The 16392-nt window shown below is 55.7% G+C and carries 15 protein-coding genes; 13 read left to right on the top strand and 2 right to left on the bottom strand.

Annotated features, from left to right (window positions below; genetic code table 11):
- Positions 1-102: 102 nt before the first annotated feature.
- From ACNQ0W_RS02695 to ACNQ0W_RS02725, 7 genes are all read left to right on the top strand, one after another.
- Positions 103-1602, top strand: coding sequence for a sugar ABC transporter ATP-binding protein (locus ACNQ0W_RS02695; protein ID WP_017383184.1), 1500 nt, complete (start codon positions 103-105; stop codon positions 1600-1602).
- A gap of 2 nt (positions 1603-1604) precedes the next feature.
- Positions 1605-2588, top strand: a complete 984-nt coding sequence (locus ACNQ0W_RS02700) for an ABC transporter permease (protein ID WP_417933169.1) — start codon at positions 1605-1607, stop codon at positions 2586-2588.
- A gap of 46 nt (positions 2589-2634) precedes the next feature.
- Positions 2635-3585 (top strand): ABC transporter substrate-binding protein, encoded by a 951-nt coding sequence (locus ACNQ0W_RS02705; protein WP_000858088.1) that lies wholly within the window; start codon positions 2635-2637, stop codon positions 3583-3585.
- A gap of 11 nt (positions 3586-3596) precedes the next feature.
- Positions 3597-5186, top strand: a complete 1590-nt coding sequence (locus ACNQ0W_RS02710) for an FGGY-family carbohydrate kinase (RefSeq protein WP_062932302.1) — start codon at positions 3597-3599, stop codon at positions 5184-5186.
- A gap of 61 nt (positions 5187-5247) precedes the next feature.
- Positions 5248-6243 carry a LacI family DNA-binding transcriptional regulator gene (locus ACNQ0W_RS02715; RefSeq protein WP_062932303.1) on the top strand — a complete coding sequence of 332 codons (996 nt, stop codon included), beginning with the start codon at positions 5248-5250 and terminating at the stop codon, positions 6241-6243.
- 28 nt (positions 6244-6271) lie between these two features.
- On the top strand, positions 6272-6919 hold the full coding sequence (gene fucA / locus ACNQ0W_RS02720) for an L-fuculose-phosphate aldolase (protein WP_023296022.1): 648 nt from the start codon (positions 6272-6274) through the stop codon (positions 6917-6919).
- 115 nt (positions 6920-7034) lie between these two features.
- A complete protein-coding gene (locus tag ACNQ0W_RS02725) occupies positions 7035-8396 on the top strand; it encodes an MFS transporter (protein WP_180261498.1) in 1362 nt (453 codons plus the stop codon).
- Between the two features lie 32 nt (positions 8397-8428).
- On the opposite strand, the gene ACNQ0W_RS02730 is transcribed toward ACNQ0W_RS02725, so the two are convergent.
- Positions 8429-8920: a YajQ family cyclic di-GMP-binding protein gene (locus tag ACNQ0W_RS02730; protein ID WP_017383179.1), complete on the bottom strand. Its 492-nt coding sequence runs from the start codon at positions 8918-8920 to the stop codon at positions 8429-8431.
- A 125-nt stretch (positions 8921-9045) separates the two neighbouring features.
- On the opposite strand from ACNQ0W_RS02730, the gene panE reads away from it, so the two are divergent.
- Both panE and yajL read left to right on the top strand, forming a co-directional pair.
- Positions 9046-9957, top strand: a complete 912-nt coding sequence (gene panE, locus ACNQ0W_RS02735) for a 2-dehydropantoate 2-reductase (protein ID WP_047051146.1) — start codon at positions 9046-9048, stop codon at positions 9955-9957.
- Positions 9920-10513 (top strand): protein deglycase YajL, encoded by a 594-nt coding sequence (gene yajL / locus ACNQ0W_RS02740; RefSeq protein ID WP_062932305.1) that lies wholly within the window; start codon positions 9920-9922, stop codon positions 10511-10513. Before panE ends, yajL begins: the two co-directional genes overlap by 38 nt.
- 94 nt (positions 10514-10607) lie before the next feature.
- Here the strand turns inward: yajL and thiI are convergent, their stop codons facing one another.
- On the bottom strand, positions 10608-12056 hold the full coding sequence (thiI, locus tag ACNQ0W_RS02745) for a tRNA uracil 4-sulfurtransferase ThiI (protein WP_006809903.1): 1449 nt from the start codon (positions 12054-12056) through the stop codon (positions 10608-10610).
- A gap of 178 nt (positions 12057-12234) precedes the next feature.
- Between thiI and xseB the strand changes: the two genes are divergently transcribed.
- The 4 genes from xseB (at position 12235) to ACNQ0W_RS02765 (ending at position 16301) form a co-directional block, all read left to right on the top strand.
- Positions 12235-12477, top strand: coding sequence for an exodeoxyribonuclease VII small subunit (xseB, locus tag ACNQ0W_RS02750; protein WP_003859094.1), 243 nt, complete (start codon positions 12235-12237; stop codon positions 12475-12477).
- Entirely contained in the window at positions 12478-13377 is a 900-nt protein-coding gene (gene ispA, locus ACNQ0W_RS02755) for a (2E,6E)-farnesyl diphosphate synthase (protein WP_015571293.1), read from the top strand. It begins immediately after the preceding gene.
- A gap of 24 nt (positions 13378-13401) precedes the next feature.
- Positions 13402-15264, top strand: a complete 1863-nt coding sequence (gene dxs, locus ACNQ0W_RS02760) for a 1-deoxy-D-xylulose-5-phosphate synthase (RefSeq protein WP_062932306.1) — start codon at positions 13402-13404, stop codon at positions 15262-15264.
- A 62-nt stretch (positions 15265-15326) separates the two neighbouring features.
- Complete coding sequence (locus ACNQ0W_RS02765) at positions 15327-16301, top strand: aldo/keto reductase (RefSeq protein ID WP_017383171.1); 975 nt, start codon at positions 15327-15329, stop codon at positions 16299-16301.
- The last annotated feature ends 91 nt before the right edge of the window (positions 16302-16392 follow it).

Consider the following 16392-nt stretch of genomic DNA (forward strand, 5'->3'; position numbering starts at 1 on the left):
ACCCTAAAATAGCTTTTAAGGACGAAAGCTAAGTCGAGTTAGCTTAATAACTAAATCACTGTGGCTTGTGATTCATTGCCTTTCCAACACAGGAATTTTGCAATGTCAGAGACTCTTATTCAGATGACGCGCATCACCAAACGCTTTCCCGGCGTGCTGGCGCTGAATCAGGTTGATTTCGATTTACGCCGCGGCGAAGTTCATGCCCTGTTAGGTGAAAACGGTGCCGGCAAATCGACGCTGATGAAAATATTATCCGGTGTTTACCAACCCGATTCCGGTGAAATTCGCTTTGAAGGGCAATCCGTATCATTCAGCGATCCGCTAAGTGCTCAGCACGCAGGTATTACGATTATCCATCAGGAATTTAATCTCTTTCCCGATTTAACCGTGGAAGAGAATATCTTTATTGGCCGTGAATTCTGCAAAAATAGTCGCTGGCAGTTAGATAAACGCGCCCAGCGACAGGCGGTTGAGAAAATACTGCACACGCTGAATTTAAAAATCGCCCCGGACGCCCGCGTCAGTGAATTAACCGTAGCCCAGCAGCAGATGGTGGAAATTGCCAAAGCGATTTCGGTCAATGCCAAAGTGCTAATAATGGATGAACCCACCGCCGCGCTGACCGAAAGTGAAATCGAGAGTTTATTTGACGTCACGCGGATGCTCAAGGCTCAGGGCACGGGGATAGTCTACATCTCGCACCGTCTGGAAGAATTGGCGCTGATCGCCGATCGCGCGACCGTCATGCGCGACGGACAATACATCGCCACCGTAGATTATGAAACGGTTCAGATCGGCGAGCTTATCGCCATGATGGTTGGCCGCAATCTCGATAACATCTACCCAAAACGCCCGCCGCATCAGCGCAGAGAAAAAGTGCTGGAGGTGAACGGCCTGACGCGAAATGGTGTACTGCACGACATCAACTTTACCCTCTGGCGCGGTGAGATCCTCGGCCTCGCTGGCTTAATGGGCGCAGGCCGAACGGAACTGGGCCGGGCCCTGTTTGGCGCCGATGCGATCGACGCCGGTACCCTGACGCTGAACGGCACCCCCACACGGATTAAAGACGTGGCTGACGCCATTGAGAAAGGCATCAGCTATTTAACAGAAGACCGCAAAAAAGAGGGACTCGCCCTCGGCCTTTCCGTTGAGATGAACATTATGCTCGGCAATTACCCGGACTACGCCGGCGCCGCGGGTAATGTCGATGAAAAACGCTGCCGGGAGTCCAGCCAGAAACTGGTGGATGCGCTGCGAATAAAAACGCCGCATCTGGAACAGGCGGCACTGAATTTAAGCGGCGGTAATCAACAGAAGATCATTATTGCCCGCTGGGTCTGTAAAGATACCGATATTTTAATTTTTGATGAGCCAACCCGGGGAATTGATGTTGGCGCCAAGCTGGAAATTTATGAACTAATGAACCGCCTTGTCGCTAAAGGTAAATCGATCATCATGATTTCATCCGAACTGCCGGAAGTATTAGGAATGTGCGACCGCATACTTGTGATGCGCAGCGGCCACATTGCCGGCGAAATAGAGGCTGAGCACGCCACCCAGGAAAAAATCATGCAATACGCCACGCTGGAGGATTAATCATGTCCGTTACCGTTCCATCGCCGCAAAGCGGAAGTCATACGATGAAAATAAATAAAGCGCTCCTGATGCGTCTGGCGCCTCTTTTTAGCCTGGTATTGCTGGTTCTGTTTTTCAGCTTCAGCTCACCGTTCTTCTTTAATACTGAAAATATCATGACTATCGCCCTGCAAACGGCGGTGATTGGCATCATGGCCATTGGCGTAACCTTTGTGATTATTACCGCCGGGATCGACCTGTCGCTCGGATCGGTGGTGGCGTTCTCAGGGGTTGCGGTGGGCATCGCCGCCGGGTTTGGTATGCCGCTGCCGGTCTGTATTCTGGCAGGCGTGCTCGCCGGCGGGCTTTGCGGCTATGTGAACGCGTTTCTGGTCACCAAAATGACCATACCACCGTTTATTGCCACCCTCGGCTTAATGATGTCGGTACGCGGCATCAATATGGTGATGACCGATGGCCGCGCGATTTATTTTTCTGACTACCCGCAGTTCAAGTTGCTAGCGCAGGGTCGCCTGTTCGACGTCCTGCCTTACCCGGTGTTCTACCTGGTCATCGTGGCACTGATCGCCATGTGGATCCTGAAGAAAACGGTGATGGGCCGCTATATCTACGCTGTCGGCAGCAATGAAACGGCGGCACATCTTTCCGGGATCAAAGTCCAGCGAGTGAAAATTTTCGTTTACGCCTTATGCGGCCTGTTAACCGGCGTGGCCGGGGTGATCCTCGCCTCTCGTCTCAATTCAGGCCAGCCAACCGTAGGCGTGGGTTATGAGCTGGAAGCCATTGCGGCGGTAGTGATCGGCGGTACCAGTCTGATGGGCGGCGTGGGCACGATTGGCGGCACCGTCATAGGCGCGTTCATTATGAGCGTGCTGAAAAACGGCCTCAATCTCATGGGCGTGTCCCAGTTCTGGCAGATGGTGGCGATGGGCGTGGTCGTCGTTGCCGCCGTCTACCTGGACACGTTACGTAAAAGAATGCGTTAGGTTCTCGATACAACAAGCCCTGCCAACCCTACAACGGAGCAAAATAATGAAAACCAGCCATATCCTGAGCGCCCTGTCGCTCGTTGCCATCCTGTCCAGCAGCGCGCTGGCAAAAGATTTAAACCTGCCGGTAGTCAGTAAAGGTTACCAGCACGAATTCTGGCAGACGGTCAAAATGGGGACGGAAGCTGCCGCAAAAGAGTTGGGTGACAAAACCAGCTACGTTGGCCCTGCCGATGAAACGCAAATCGCCGAGCAGATCCAGTTAGTCGAAAACACCATGGCACAAAAGCCAAACGGCCTGTTGCTGGCCGCGCTTGATGCAAACGCCCTTGCCCCGCTGGTCGAAACCGCCAACAGCCGGGGGATCAAAGTGGTGACCTTCGACTCGGGCGTGAACTCCGATATCCCGGCCAGCTTTGTCGCCACCAATAACCGTAAGGCGGGCGCACAGGCTGCGGATGCGCTGGCGGAGCAGGTAGGCCAGAAGGGGAAAGTGGGTATTATCGCCCACGTAGCCGGAACGACGTCCGCCATTGAGCGCTCTGAAGGATTCAGCGAGCGAATGAAAGAGAAGTACCCGAATATTCAGGTACTGCCGGTGCAATATAGCGATGGCGACCCGCAAAAAGCGATGGATAAAACCATTGATATGGTTCAGGCCAACCCGGATATCGCCGGTATTTATGCCACCAACGAAGGCTCAACCCTGGGCGTTGCGAACGCTATCGACAGCCAGAATCTGAAGGGCAAAGTGAAAGTCATCGGTTTTGACAGCACCGAAGCCATCATTAACTTCCTCAAAAACGGCGTGATTCAGGGCTTCGTGGTGCAGGACGCGTACCAGATTGGTTATCAGGGCATAAAGGCGCTGAACGCGGTGATTTCCGGACAGACGGTGGCTAAAGAAATTGATATTCCAGTGAAATATGTCAATGCGCAGAATATCAACACCCCTGAAATTGATAAACTGTTACATCCGTTTGGTAAAAAATAAGGAAGTTCATGATGAGTGACGGCTATTTCCTCGGGGTCGATGTGGGTTCAGCCAGCGTTCGTGCTGGGGTTTACTCTGCGCAAGGCGAGCGTTTGAGCTTCGCGACCCGTCCGATTTCGCAGTTTCACGCCAGCAACGCGCGCGTGGAACAGTCCTCCGCGGAGATCTGGCAGCAGGTTTGCGCGGTGGTGCGGGAAGCCGTCGACTCCTCTGGGATCTCACCCGACGCCATTCGTTCGATTGGCTTCGACGCCACCTGCTCGCTGGTCGCGCTGGATGCTGAGGGTAACGGCCTGAGCGTGTCCCCCGACAGTCCGGCATCGCAGGACATCATTATGTGGATGGATCATCGTGCTCACGAAGAAACCGTTCGCATCAATGCCACACGCGATCCGGCCCTGTGCTACGTGGGCGGCGAGGTGAGTATTGAAATGGAACTGCCAAAACTGCTGTGGTTGCAGCGACATCATCCTGAAACCTGGAATCAGGCCTGGCGCTTTTTCGACCTTGCCGATTTTCTGGTCTGGAAAGCGACGGGCCAGGACGCCGCCAGCCTGTGCACCCTCACCTGCAAATGGAACTACCTTGCGCATGAGGCGCAGTTCAGCGAATCGCTGCTCAGGGAGGTGGGGCTGGAGACCTTACTGACAAAAATTCCCGATACTATTCTGGACGTCGCTGAATGCGTCGGGAAACTCAGCCCACAGGCAGCGCAAGCTCTGGGGTTGCCCGAAGAGGTGGTTGTGGCAAGCGGCATGATCGATGCCCACGCGGGTGGCGTGGCGCTGACGGGCTCACACCCGGAGGGCACGCTGGCGCTCATCAGCGGAACCTCGAACTGCCATATGCTTGCCAGTCAGACGGAGATCCATACGCCCGGCGTCTGGGGGCCTTACTGGAGCGCCATGCTGCCGGGCTACTGGCTGACGGAAGGCGGGCAAAGTGCTGCCGGGGCGCTGGTCGACTGGACGTTGCGCGAGCACGGAGCCAGCGCAGACCTGTTTGCAAAAGCAGAAGCGGCGCAACGCCATCCGGTGGCGCTGCTCAACGACTGGGTAGCCGCACTTGAACAGGAAGAAAAATATCCCACCCGCAACCTGCACATTCTGGCCGATCACCACGGCAACCGCTCGCCGCGTTCGCGTCCGGATGCTCGGGGCAGCGTGGTCGGTCTGACATTAGAAACAGGTGAACGTGCGCTGGCGAGGCTCTACCTGGCCACGCTACAGGCCATAGCCTATGGCACACGACATATTATGGATACCCTGAAACATCACGGGCACACCTTGTCGCGCATTGTCATTTGTGGAGGAGCCACCCATAACCGGCTCTGGCTGCGGGAGTATGCCGATGCCACGGGCTGCGATATTCATCTCTTAGCCGAAGAAGATGCCGTCACTCTCGGCGCGGCCATTTGCGGCGCTGTGGCGAGCGGTGCATGGGCAACGCTCACCGATGCCACCCGGGAAATGGTCAAAGCCGGCGACATCATCACCCGTCGGCCGGAAACCGCGGCTTTCCACCGGCAAAAATATGAGGCGTACCTGATGCTGTGGACCCAGCAGCAGGCGCTTAATCTCCTGATGCAGCAGGAAATGTAATGGCAGGATGCGTATGCTTTATCAGCAGTTTTTTACGTACGTTAAGGATTGAGGCGTAGCGATGGCCAAAACAGTTGAACAGATAGCGAAGGATCTGAATTTATCCGTCACCACCGTGCGGCTGGTACTGAGCGGGAAAGCCGAACAGTATCGGATCAGCGTGAAAACACAGTCCCGAATTAATGAACACGTCGAGCGCTTCGGCTATATCCTCAACCATTCGGCGCGCAGTCTTAAGCTAAACAAAACCGAGACGCTGGGGCTCATCGTGCCCAACATCTCGAACGTGTTCTTTGCAACGCTCGCCGAGAAACTCGAACTGCGCTGCCGCCGTTCGGGCTACCAGCTGATGATCAGCTGTACTTACAACGATGTGGATTACGAAAACAAGCTGGTAAAAGCCCTGATGGCGCGCAACGTGGACGGCTTGTTTATCGTTCCCTCAACGCTGGAAAACCAGCAGCATCATTTGCGGCAGATCCAAAAACCACTGGTGCTCCTCGACCGGGATTTTGGCTTTACTGACAACGCGCTGGTTGAGAGTCATAACGAGGCCGGGGGGGATGAACTGGCCCGCAACATGCTGGCAGAGAGAAAAACGCCGCTCTGGTTCCTTGTGGGCGATACCGCACTGCCCAGTATTACGGACCGTCTGAACGGCTACTTACAGGCCCTGAAAACAGCCGGTATTCACCATCGCGAGTGGGTCATCGAAGGGCCGGACAATACGCCGGAGGGCGGATATGCCCTGATGGATTCGCTTATCGACAGCCAGGGTGTTCCGCAGGCATTTATCGCCTCATCGTTACCCGTTCTGGAAGGGGCAATCGAAGCCCTGCGGACGCGTACCGGCACCGTGCCCCAACACATCAATATCGGCACCTTCGATGAGCACCCCATGCTGGGGTTCCTGCCTAACAGCGTCTGGTCCATGCAGCAGGATGAAGATACCTGGGCGGAAAAAGCGTTTGAACTGATGCAGCGAGCCATCGACGGCGAAGCGGTCAACGAGACGGCGAAAGTCGATATGAAGCTGGTCAAACGTTCCCGCCAGTAAAAATAAAACTGTACCCGGAGAATAAAAAATGGAACGAGCCCGATTAGCCAGAGACATTATCGACACCTGCCTTGAGATGACCCGCATGGGGTTAAATCAGGGCACCGCCGGCAATATCAGCGTTCGCTATCGCGACGGCATGCTGATTACGCCGACCGGAATTCCCTACGAGCATCTGACCGAAGAGAGTATCGTCTATGTAGATGCACAGGGGCGACACGAAGAAGATAAACTGCCCTCCAGCGAATGGCGTTTTCATCAGGTTGTGTATCAGACCCGCCCGGATGCTAACGCCGTCGTCCATAACCATGCGGTTAACTGTACCGCCGTCTCGATACTCAACCGCCCCATTCCTGCTATTCACTATATGATTGCCGCCGCCGGGGGAAACTCCATTCCCTGCGCCCCTTACGCGACCTTCGGGACGCGCGCGCTGTCAGAGCATGTCGCGGTCGCGTTACGCGATCGCAAAGCGACGCTCTTGCAGCACCACGGCCTGATAACCTGCGAAGAAAATCTTGAAAAGGCACTGTGGCTGGCGCAGGAGGTAGAGGTGCTGGCAAAACTCTACCTGACCACGCTGGCGATAGTGGATCCCGTTCCGGTACTCAGTGACGATGAAATTGCCATTGTTCTTGAGAAATTCAAAAGCTACGGATTGCGCGTCGAGGCGTAATTTTTTTATCCGGGGGTGCTTTTATCACACCCTCGTAATATCTCTTAAACAAACACCTATTTACCGCACTTATCACCCCGCCTAAACTATGGCCTGCTTTTTGGTAGAGGTGGTAATGAACGATTATAAAATGACGCCAGGCGAACTGCGTGCGACCTGGGGTTTAGGGACTGTTTTCTCGCTGCGGATGCTTGGCATGTTTATGGTCCTGCCCGTTCTGACCACATATGGCATGGCGTTACAGGGCGCCAGCGAAGCGCTGATCGGTCTGGCGATTGGTATCTACGGTCTGGCGCAGGCGATATTCCAGATCCCCTTTGGCCTGCTCTCCGACCGCGTGGGTCGCAAACCGCTGATTGTCGGCGGGCTGCTGGTGTTTGTACTTGGCAGCATCATCGCCGCCCTCTCCCACTCCATCTGGGGAATTATTCTTGGGCGCGCCCTGCAAGGTTGCGGGGCGATTGCCGCCGCCGTGATGGCGCTGCTGTCAGACTTAACCCGCGAGCAAAACCGCACCAAAGCCATGGCGTTTATCGGCGTCAGCTTCGGGGTCACGTTTGCCATTGCCATGGTGCTGGGGCCTGTCATCACTCATGCGCTCGGCCTGCACGCCCTGTTCTGGATGATTGCGGGGCTGGCGACCATCGGGATCGCACTCACGCTGTGGGTTGTGCCTGACAGTAAAAACCATGTCCTGAACCGTGAATCCGGGATGGTGAAAGGCTGCTTCAGCAAAGTCATCGTCGAGCCGCGCCTGCTTAAGCTGAACTTCGGCATTATGTGCCTGCACATTCTGCTGATGTCCACCTTCGTCGCCCTGCCCGGTCAACTTGCCGCAGCCGGTTTCCCGGCGGCAGAGCACTGGAAAATTTATCTGGTCACAATGCTGATCTCGTTTGTCTCCGTTGTGCCCTTCATTATTTACGCCGAAGTGAAGCGCAAAATGAAACGCGTCTTCGTGGGCTGCGTGGCGTTACTGCTGATTGCCGAGATTGTGCTGTGGGGCGCCGGCCCGCATTTCTGGGAACTGATCGCCGGCGTACAGCTGTTCTTCCTGGCGTTTAATCTGATGGAAGCCCTGCTGCCGTCGCTTATCAGCAAAGAGTCTCCGGCAGGATACAAAGGCACCGCGATGGGCATTTACTCCACCAGCCAGTTTCTCGGCGTGGCGATCGGCGGGTCGCTCGGCGGCTGGGTGGACGGTCTGTTTGACTCCCAGACCGTTTTCCTCGCCGGTGCGCTGCTGGCGATGCTCTGGCTGTTTGTTGCCAGCACCATGAAAGAGCCGCGCTATGTAAGTAGCCTGCGGGTAGAAATTCCCGATGACGTGGCAATCGGTGACGCCTTAAAACAGCGTCTGGAAGCGACAGAGGGCGTGAGCGAAGTGCTGATTGTCCCGGAAGAGCGCAGTGCGTATGTCAAAATTGACAGCAAAGTGACTAACCGCTTTGAGGTGGAGCAGGCGCTGAAGGCCTGAAAAAATGCCCGGTTTAGCCGGGCATGATTGTCTTAATCGCGGAAGTTTTTAAACTGGAATGGCTGACCGAGATCGCCGCCACGCACCAGCGCCATCACGGATTGCAGGTCATCACGGGATTTTCCGGTCACGCGGATCTCTTCACCCTGGATCTGCGCCTGCACTTTGAGCTTACTGTCTTTGATAAGCTTAACGATTTTTTTCTGCACCGCGCTCTCAATCCCCTGCTTCAGCTTCGCTTCCACAAACCAGGTTTTGCCGCTGTGAACAAAATCTTCCGGTACATCGAGTGAGGTCCCTTCAATGCCGCGCTTGAGCAGCTTGGCGCGCAGGATATCCAGCAACTGGTTAACCTGGAAATCAGACTCGCTCAGGACTTTGATCGTCTTGTTCGCGTCGTTCAGTTCAATGGTCGCCTCAACGCCACGAAAATCGAAACGTGACTCAACCTCACGGACAGCATTTTCTACGCCGTTACGCGCTTCCTGCAAATCAACTTCAGAAACAATATCGAAAGATGGCATCTTTTCTTCTCCCTTCATTTTTGTTGCGTTGCATAATACCCGCAACGAGGCATAACGAGAAGCTTAGCTGATGGCGCTATACTTAGCGTCATAGCACCTGGCGCCGTTGCAGGTGAGGAGGAACGATGAAAGTAACAGTGCTTGGATGCGGAGCCCTTGGCCAACTCTGGCTTACAGCGCTATGCAAACAGGGACACGACGTTCAGGGCTGGCTGCGAATTCCCCAGCCCTATTGCAGTGTGAACGTGATTGGTACAGACGGTTCAATTTTTAACGAGTCTTTGACGGCAAACGATCCGGAATTTCTTGCCACCAGCGATTTGCTGCTGGTCACGCTGAAGGCCTGGCAGGTCTCCGATGCGGTGAAAAGCCTGGCCGCCCAGTTACCTGAAAGCACGCCAATCCTGCTGATTCACAACGGTATGGGTACCATTGAAGAGCTAAAATCTGTCCGGCAACCGCTGCTGATGGGGACAACCACCCACGCGGCACGTCGCGACGGTAACGTCATTATCCATGTAGCCAGTGGTATCACCCATATCGGTCCTGCGCGTGAACAGCCCGGCGATTACAGCTATCTTGCGGATACCCTGCAAAGCACGCTGCCTGACGTCGCCTGGCACAATAACATTCGCGCGGAACTGTGGCGCAAACTGGCGGTCAACTGTGCGATCAATCCGCTGACCGCCCTGCTGGATTGCCCTAACGGTGAACTGCGCCAGCATCCCGATCGGGTAGCGCTGATTTGCCGGGAAGTTGCCGCCGTCATTGAACGCGAAGGCTACCACACCTCAGAGTCCGATTTACGTTATTATGTCGACCAGGTCATTGAGAGTACGGCAGAAAATATCTCCTCAATGTTGCAGGATATCCGGGCTATGCGGCATACCGAAATTGATTACATAACCGGTTATCTGTTAAAACGCGCCCGGGCACACGGTATTACCGTTGCGGAAAACAGCCGTCTGTTTGAGTTAGTAAAACGAAAGGAGAGTGAGTATGAGCGCATCGGCACTGGTATGCCTCGCCCCTGGTAGCGAAGAGACAGAAGCGGTCACCACCATTGATTTGCTGGTGCGTGGTGGTATTAAGGTTACTACCGCCAGCGTCGCCAGCGACGGAAGTCTGGCGATTACCTGCTCGCGTGGGGTGAAGATCCTGGCGGATGCACCGCTTGTACAGGTGGCGGACGGTGATTACGACATTATCGTTCTGCCGGGCGGTCTGAAGGGGGCAGAGTGTTTCCGCGACAGCCCGCTGCTGGTTGAAACCGTTCGTCAGTTTCATCTTTCCGGGCGTATCGTCGCGGCAATCTGTGCGGCCGCAGGCACGGTGCTGGTTCCGCACGACATTTTCCCCATCGGCAATATGACCGGCTTCCCTGGCCTGAAGGACACCATTCCGGAAGAGCAGTGGGTGGATAAACGCGTGGTCTGGGATCCACGCGTTAACCTGCTCACCAGCCAGGGGCCGGGCACCGCCATTGATTTTGGCCTGAAGATTATTGACCTGCTGGTCGGGCGCGAAAAAGCGTACGAAGTGGCGTCATCACTGGTGATGGCGGCGGGGATTTATAATTACTATGAAGAGTAGTGCATAAAAAAAGCCGGGTGGCGGCTACGCCTTACCCGGCCTACAAATGCACGGTACCGTAGGCCCGGTAAGCGAAGCGCCACCGGGCGAGAAACTACGGGCGATACACCTTCACATTGGCGAAGCCCTGCTCACGCAGATACAGCGCCTGCAAACGGCTCATGACCCCACGTTCGCACCACAGCAGATACGTTTTGCTCTGGTCGAGATCGCCAAACTGGGTGCTCAGCTTGTAGAACGGCAGCGAAACCACTTCCACGCCTTCCACCTGCAACGGCTTGTCATCCTGCTCATCAACAGAACGGATATCCAGAATCGTATCGTTAGCACCGAAGCCGCTGACCGTCTCTACCTCAACCACTTCCTGCTCGGTCTGCTGGGCGATCTCACGGATATCGATGTTGGACGCTTCCGCCACCACTTTTTCCAGGATGCTGAAATCGAAGTTCTCTTCTTCCGCTTCGATCTTCGCCTTCACCGCTTTAATGGTTGGACTTTTTGAAATCACACCGCAATATTCCGGCATGGTACGGGCAAAATCTTCAGTACCGATTTTACGCGCCAGATCGATGATGTGCTCTTTATCGTGAGAGATCAGCGGACGCAGGATCAGCGTATCAGACACGTTGTCGATAAGGCGCAGGTTGGTCAGCGTCTGGCTGGAGACCTGCCCCAGCGCTTCACCGGTGACCAGCGCCTGCACGCCGTAGCGCTCAGCCACTTTGGACGCCGCACGCACCATCATACGTTTCAGGACCACGCCCATCTGGCCGTCGTCCACTTTTTCGAGGATTTCGCCGACCACCGGCTCAAAGTTGATCGCCACAAAACGCACGCGGTGAGAGCTGCCGAAGCGGTTCCACAGGTAATGCGCCACCTGACGTACGCCGATTTCATGCGCCGCGCCGCCCAGGTTAAAGAAGCAGTAGTGCACGCGGCAGCCGCGACGCATCAGCATATAGCTGGACACGCCGGAGTCGAACCCGCCGGAGATCAGCGACAGCACATCTTCCTGAGTGCCGATAGGGAAACCGCCAATCCCTTCGTAACGGCCCTTGACCAGCAGCAGGCGATCGTTTTCGATCTCAAGGTTAACGGTGACGTCCGGGTTAGTCAGGCGCACGCGCGCCGTTTCAACGTGCTGGTTCAGACCTCCGCCGACGTAGCGCTCAACCTCGATAGAGCTAAACTCATGCTTACCCCGGCGCTTCACGCGCACGCAAAACGTTTTCCCTTCGATCTGGTCGCGGTACTGTACCAGCGCCTTTTCGAAGATATCGTGCATATCGGTGAAGGGAACGTCTTCCACTTCCAGAATATGGTGAATACCCGGGATACGGGTCAGCGCGTCGCGAATATCAAGACGTTTGTTTTCGTCTTTCGCGCGGACTTCAACGTGATCCCAGTGACGCACCACGGCGAGCGTTTCGTCGTAGTGTTTTAATACGTTACGAATGTTCCCGGTGAGAATTTTAATAAAGCGCAAACGCACGGATTGGCTTTTGATGGTGATTTCAGGGAACAATTTAATGATAAACTTCATGGCGGCAATGTTTCTTAGGCAAGCTTATAAAGGCTTGTAGTGGAAAATGATACAGCAGCCCACACCCGTGGCTGCATCCAGGCGCGCAAGTATACCACCATCGCGCCACTCGCGTTATTTGATAATTGCCCCGAGTCCGTTACCATGTCAGGGCGAAAAATTTAAGAGTCAATTCACTATGCCGAAGAAAAACGACGCACCGGCCAGTTTCGAAACTGCGCTGAGTGAACTGGAGCAGATCGTTACCCGTCTTGAGAGCGGCGATCTCCCGCTGGAAGACGCGCTCAACGAATTTGAACGCGGCGTGCAGCTTGCGCGCCAGGGGCAGGTAAAACTCCAGCAGGCCGAGCAGCGTGTGCAGATCCTGCTTTCCGACAGCGAAGACGCTAAAACCACGCCATTCACACCGGACGCCGAGTAAATGGATTTTTCCAACGCGCTTCAGGCGCGCGTCATCCGCGCCAACGATGCGCTGCGCCGATTCATTGAGCCGCAGCCTTTTCAGAACACTCCACTGGTTGAAGCCATGCACTATGGCGCACTCTTGGGGGGTAAACGCCTGCGTCCGTTCCTGGTGTATGCCACGGGCAATATGTTCGGTATCAGCGATAACACGCTGGACGCCCCGGCAGCCGCCGTGGAGTGTATCCACGCCTATTCGCTGATCCATGATGATTTGCCGGCCATGGACGATGACGATCTGCGTCGCGGTCAGCCAACCTGCCATATCAAATTTGGCGAAGCGAATGCCATTCTGGCGGGGGATGCGCTGCAAACCCTGGCCTTTTCCATTCTGAGCGATGCGCCGATGGTTGAGGTGAGCGATCGCGATCGTCTGGCAATGGTGTCCGAACTGGCAATGGCCAGCGGCGTCGCCGGGATGTGCGGCGGCCAGGCGCTGGATTTAGAGGCTGAAGGGCGTCAGGTTACTCTGGAACAGCTGGAGCGCATCCACCGTCACAAAACGGGCGCACTGATTCGTGCAGCCGTTCGCCTGGGCGCGTTGAGCGCGGGTGAACGCGGGCGTAAAGCCCTGCCGATTCTGGACAGATACGCAGAAAGTATCGGTCTGGCATTCCAGGTTCAGGATGACATTCTGGATGTGGTGGGCGATACTGCAACATTGGGAAAACGTCAGGGTGCGGATCAGCAGCTTGGCAAAAGTACCTACCCCGCCCTGTTGGGCCTTGAGCATGCCCAACGTAAAGCCCGGGATCTGATAGACGATGCCCGCCGGTCGCTGAATGAGCTGGCCGCGCAATCGCTGGATACCTCGGCACTGGAAGCGCTAGCGGACTACATAATCCAGCGTGATAAATAAACTATAAATCTCGATGAGCCTTTGATGAGTTTTGATATTGCCAAATACCCGACACTGGCGTTAGTTGACTCCACTCAGGAGTTACGTCTGTTGCCGAAAGAGAGTCTGCCGAAGCTGTGTGACGAGCTGCGTCGCTACCTGCTCGACAGCGTTAGCCGCTCCAGCGGCCACTTCGCCTCCGGACTTGGCACGGTTGAGCTGACCGTGGCGTTGCATTACGTCTATAACACGCCGTTCGATCAGCTGATCTGGGATGTCGGCCACCAGGCCTATCCGCACAAAATTCTGACCGGACGTCGCGATAAAATTGGCACCATTCGCCAGAAAGGGGGCCTGCACCCGTTCCCGTGGCGCGGCGAGAGTGAATATGACGTGTTAAGCGTCGGTCACTCTTCCACCTCCATTTCTGCGGGCATTGGTATTGCCGTTGCCGCCGAAAAAGAGAATAAACAACGCCGCACCGTCTGCGTAATTGGCGACGGGGCGATCACCGCGGGGATGGCCTTTGAGGCCATGAACCATGCGGGCGATATCAAACCGGACATGCTGGTGATCCTCAACGATAACGAAATGTCGATCTCCGAGAACGTCGGCGCGCTGAATAATCATCTGGCGCAGCTGCTGTCCGGCAAGCTTTACTCCTCACTGCGTGAAGGCGGTAAAAAAGTCTTCTCCGGCGTACCGCCGATCAAAGAGCTGCTTAAGCGTACCGAAGAACACATCAAAGGCATGGTCGTGCCGGGTACGCTGTTCGAAGAGCTGGGCTTTAACTATATTGGCCCGGTGGACGGCCACGATGTGCTGGGCCTGGTGACGACGCTTAAAAATATGCGCGACCTGAAAGGCCCGCAGTTCCTGCACATCATGACCAAAAAAGGGCGTGGTTACGAACCGGCGGAAAAAGATCCGATCACCTTCCACGCGGTGCCTAAGTTCGACCATACCAGCGGCTGCCTGCCGAAAAGCAGCGGCGGGATGCCGAGCTACTCAAAAATCTTTGGCGACTGGCTGTGCGAAACGGCGGCGAAAGACAACATGCTGATGGCGGTAACGCCTGCCATGCGTGAAGGCTCCGGCATGGTCGAGTTTTCCAAAAAATACCCGGACCAGTATTTCGACGTCGCCATTGCCGAACAGCACGCGGTGACCTTCGCAGCGGGACTGGCGATTGGCGGCTACAAGCCGGTGGTCGCGATCTACTCTACCTTCCTGCAACGCGCCTACGATCAGGTTATCCATGACGTTGCCATCCAGAAGCTGCCGGTGCTGTTTGCTATCGATCGCGCGGGCATTGTGGGGGCTGACGGCCAGACGCACCAGGGCGCGTTTGATCTCTCCTTCCTGCGTTGCATCCCTGATATGGTGATCATGACGCCAAGCGACGAAAACGAGTGTCGTCAGATGCTGTATACCGGTTACCACTATCAGGACGGTCCCTGCGCGGTACGTTATCCACGCGGTAATGCCCTTGGCGTTGAATTACAGCCGCTGGAAAAACTGGATATCGGTAAAGGTCTGGTGAAACGCCGCGGTGAAAAAGTGGCGATCCTGAACTTTGGTACGCTGATGCCGGAAGCGGCAAAAGTCGCTGAAAACCTGAATGCGACGCTGGTCGATATGCGCTTCGTGAAGCCGCTCGATGAATCTCTGATTCTGAGCATGGCGGAAAGCCATGACGTGCTGGTCACGCTGGAAGAGAACGCCATCATGGGTGGCGCGGGAAGCGGCGTGAATGAAGTGCTGATGGCGAACCGTAAAGCCGTTCCGGTGCTTAACCTCGGTCTGCCGGACCACTTCATCCCGCAAGGCACCCAGGACGAGGCGCGCGCCGACATTGGTCTGGACGCCGCCGGTATCGAAGCTAAAATCCGCACCTGGCTGACCTGATCCCTCCCCTTTTCTGCTCCTGCTATGCTTAAACGTATTGTTTAAACAGCAGGAGCGGAACCATGCAATACACGACATTAGGAAAAACGGATCTTAAGGTGTCCCGGCTTTGCCTGGGATGCATGACGTTTGGCGAGCCTGACCGGGGAAATCATGCCTGGACGCTGCCGGAAGAGAGCAGCCGCCCCATCATCAAGCGCGCCATTGACGGCGGCATCAACTTCTTCGATACCGCCAACAGCTACTCCGACGGCAGTAGCGAAGAGATTGTGGGCCGCGCCCTGCGAGATTTTGCCCGTCGTGATGACGTTGTGGTCGCCACTAAGGTGTACTACCCGTCAGGCGATCTGGCGGAAGGCCTATCTCGCGCGCAGATCCTGCGTTCCATTGATGACAGCCTCAGACGCCTGAACATGGATTACGTCGACCTGCTGCAAATCCACCGCTGGGATTACAACACCCCGATCGAAGAGACGCTTGAAGCGTTGAACGACGTCGTGAAAGCCGGTAAAGCGCGCTACATCGGCGCATCGTCCATGCATGCCTCACAGTTTGCCCAGGCGCTCGATCTCCAGGCGCAGCACGGCTGGGCGCGCTTTGTCACCATGCAGGATCACTACAACCTGATTTACCGGGAAGAAGAGCGCGAGATGCTGCCGCTCTGCTACCAGGAAGGCGTGGCGGTGATCCCGTGGAGCCCGCTGGCGCGCGGAAGGTTAACCCGTCCGTGGGGGGAAACTACCGCCCGGCTGGTATCGGATGAAGTGGGTAAAAACCTGTATGACGATACAGAAGCCAGCGATGCGTTAATTGCCGAACGCTTAGCCGGGATCGCCGACGATATCGGTGCAACGCGCGCGCAGGTGGCGCTGGCGTGGCTGCTGAGCAAGCGCGGTGTCGCCGCGCCGATTGTGGGCACATCGCGGGAAGAACAGCTGGATGAGTTGTTAAGTGCGGTGGACTTATCGTTGACGCCGGAGCAGATTGCCGAACTGGAAACGCCGTATCAGCAGCATCCGGTGGTAGGGTTTAAATAAACACTTGCCGGGTGGCGGCTTCGCCTTACCCGGCCTACGATCGCACTTTATTTGTCTGTCTCTTATACACATCTCCGAGCCCACGAGACAT

This window comes from Enterobacter cloacae complex sp. 6730903, assembly GCF_048283985.1.
Lineage (GTDB): Bacteria > Pseudomonadota > Gammaproteobacteria > Enterobacterales > Enterobacteriaceae > Enterobacter > Enterobacter hormaechei_C.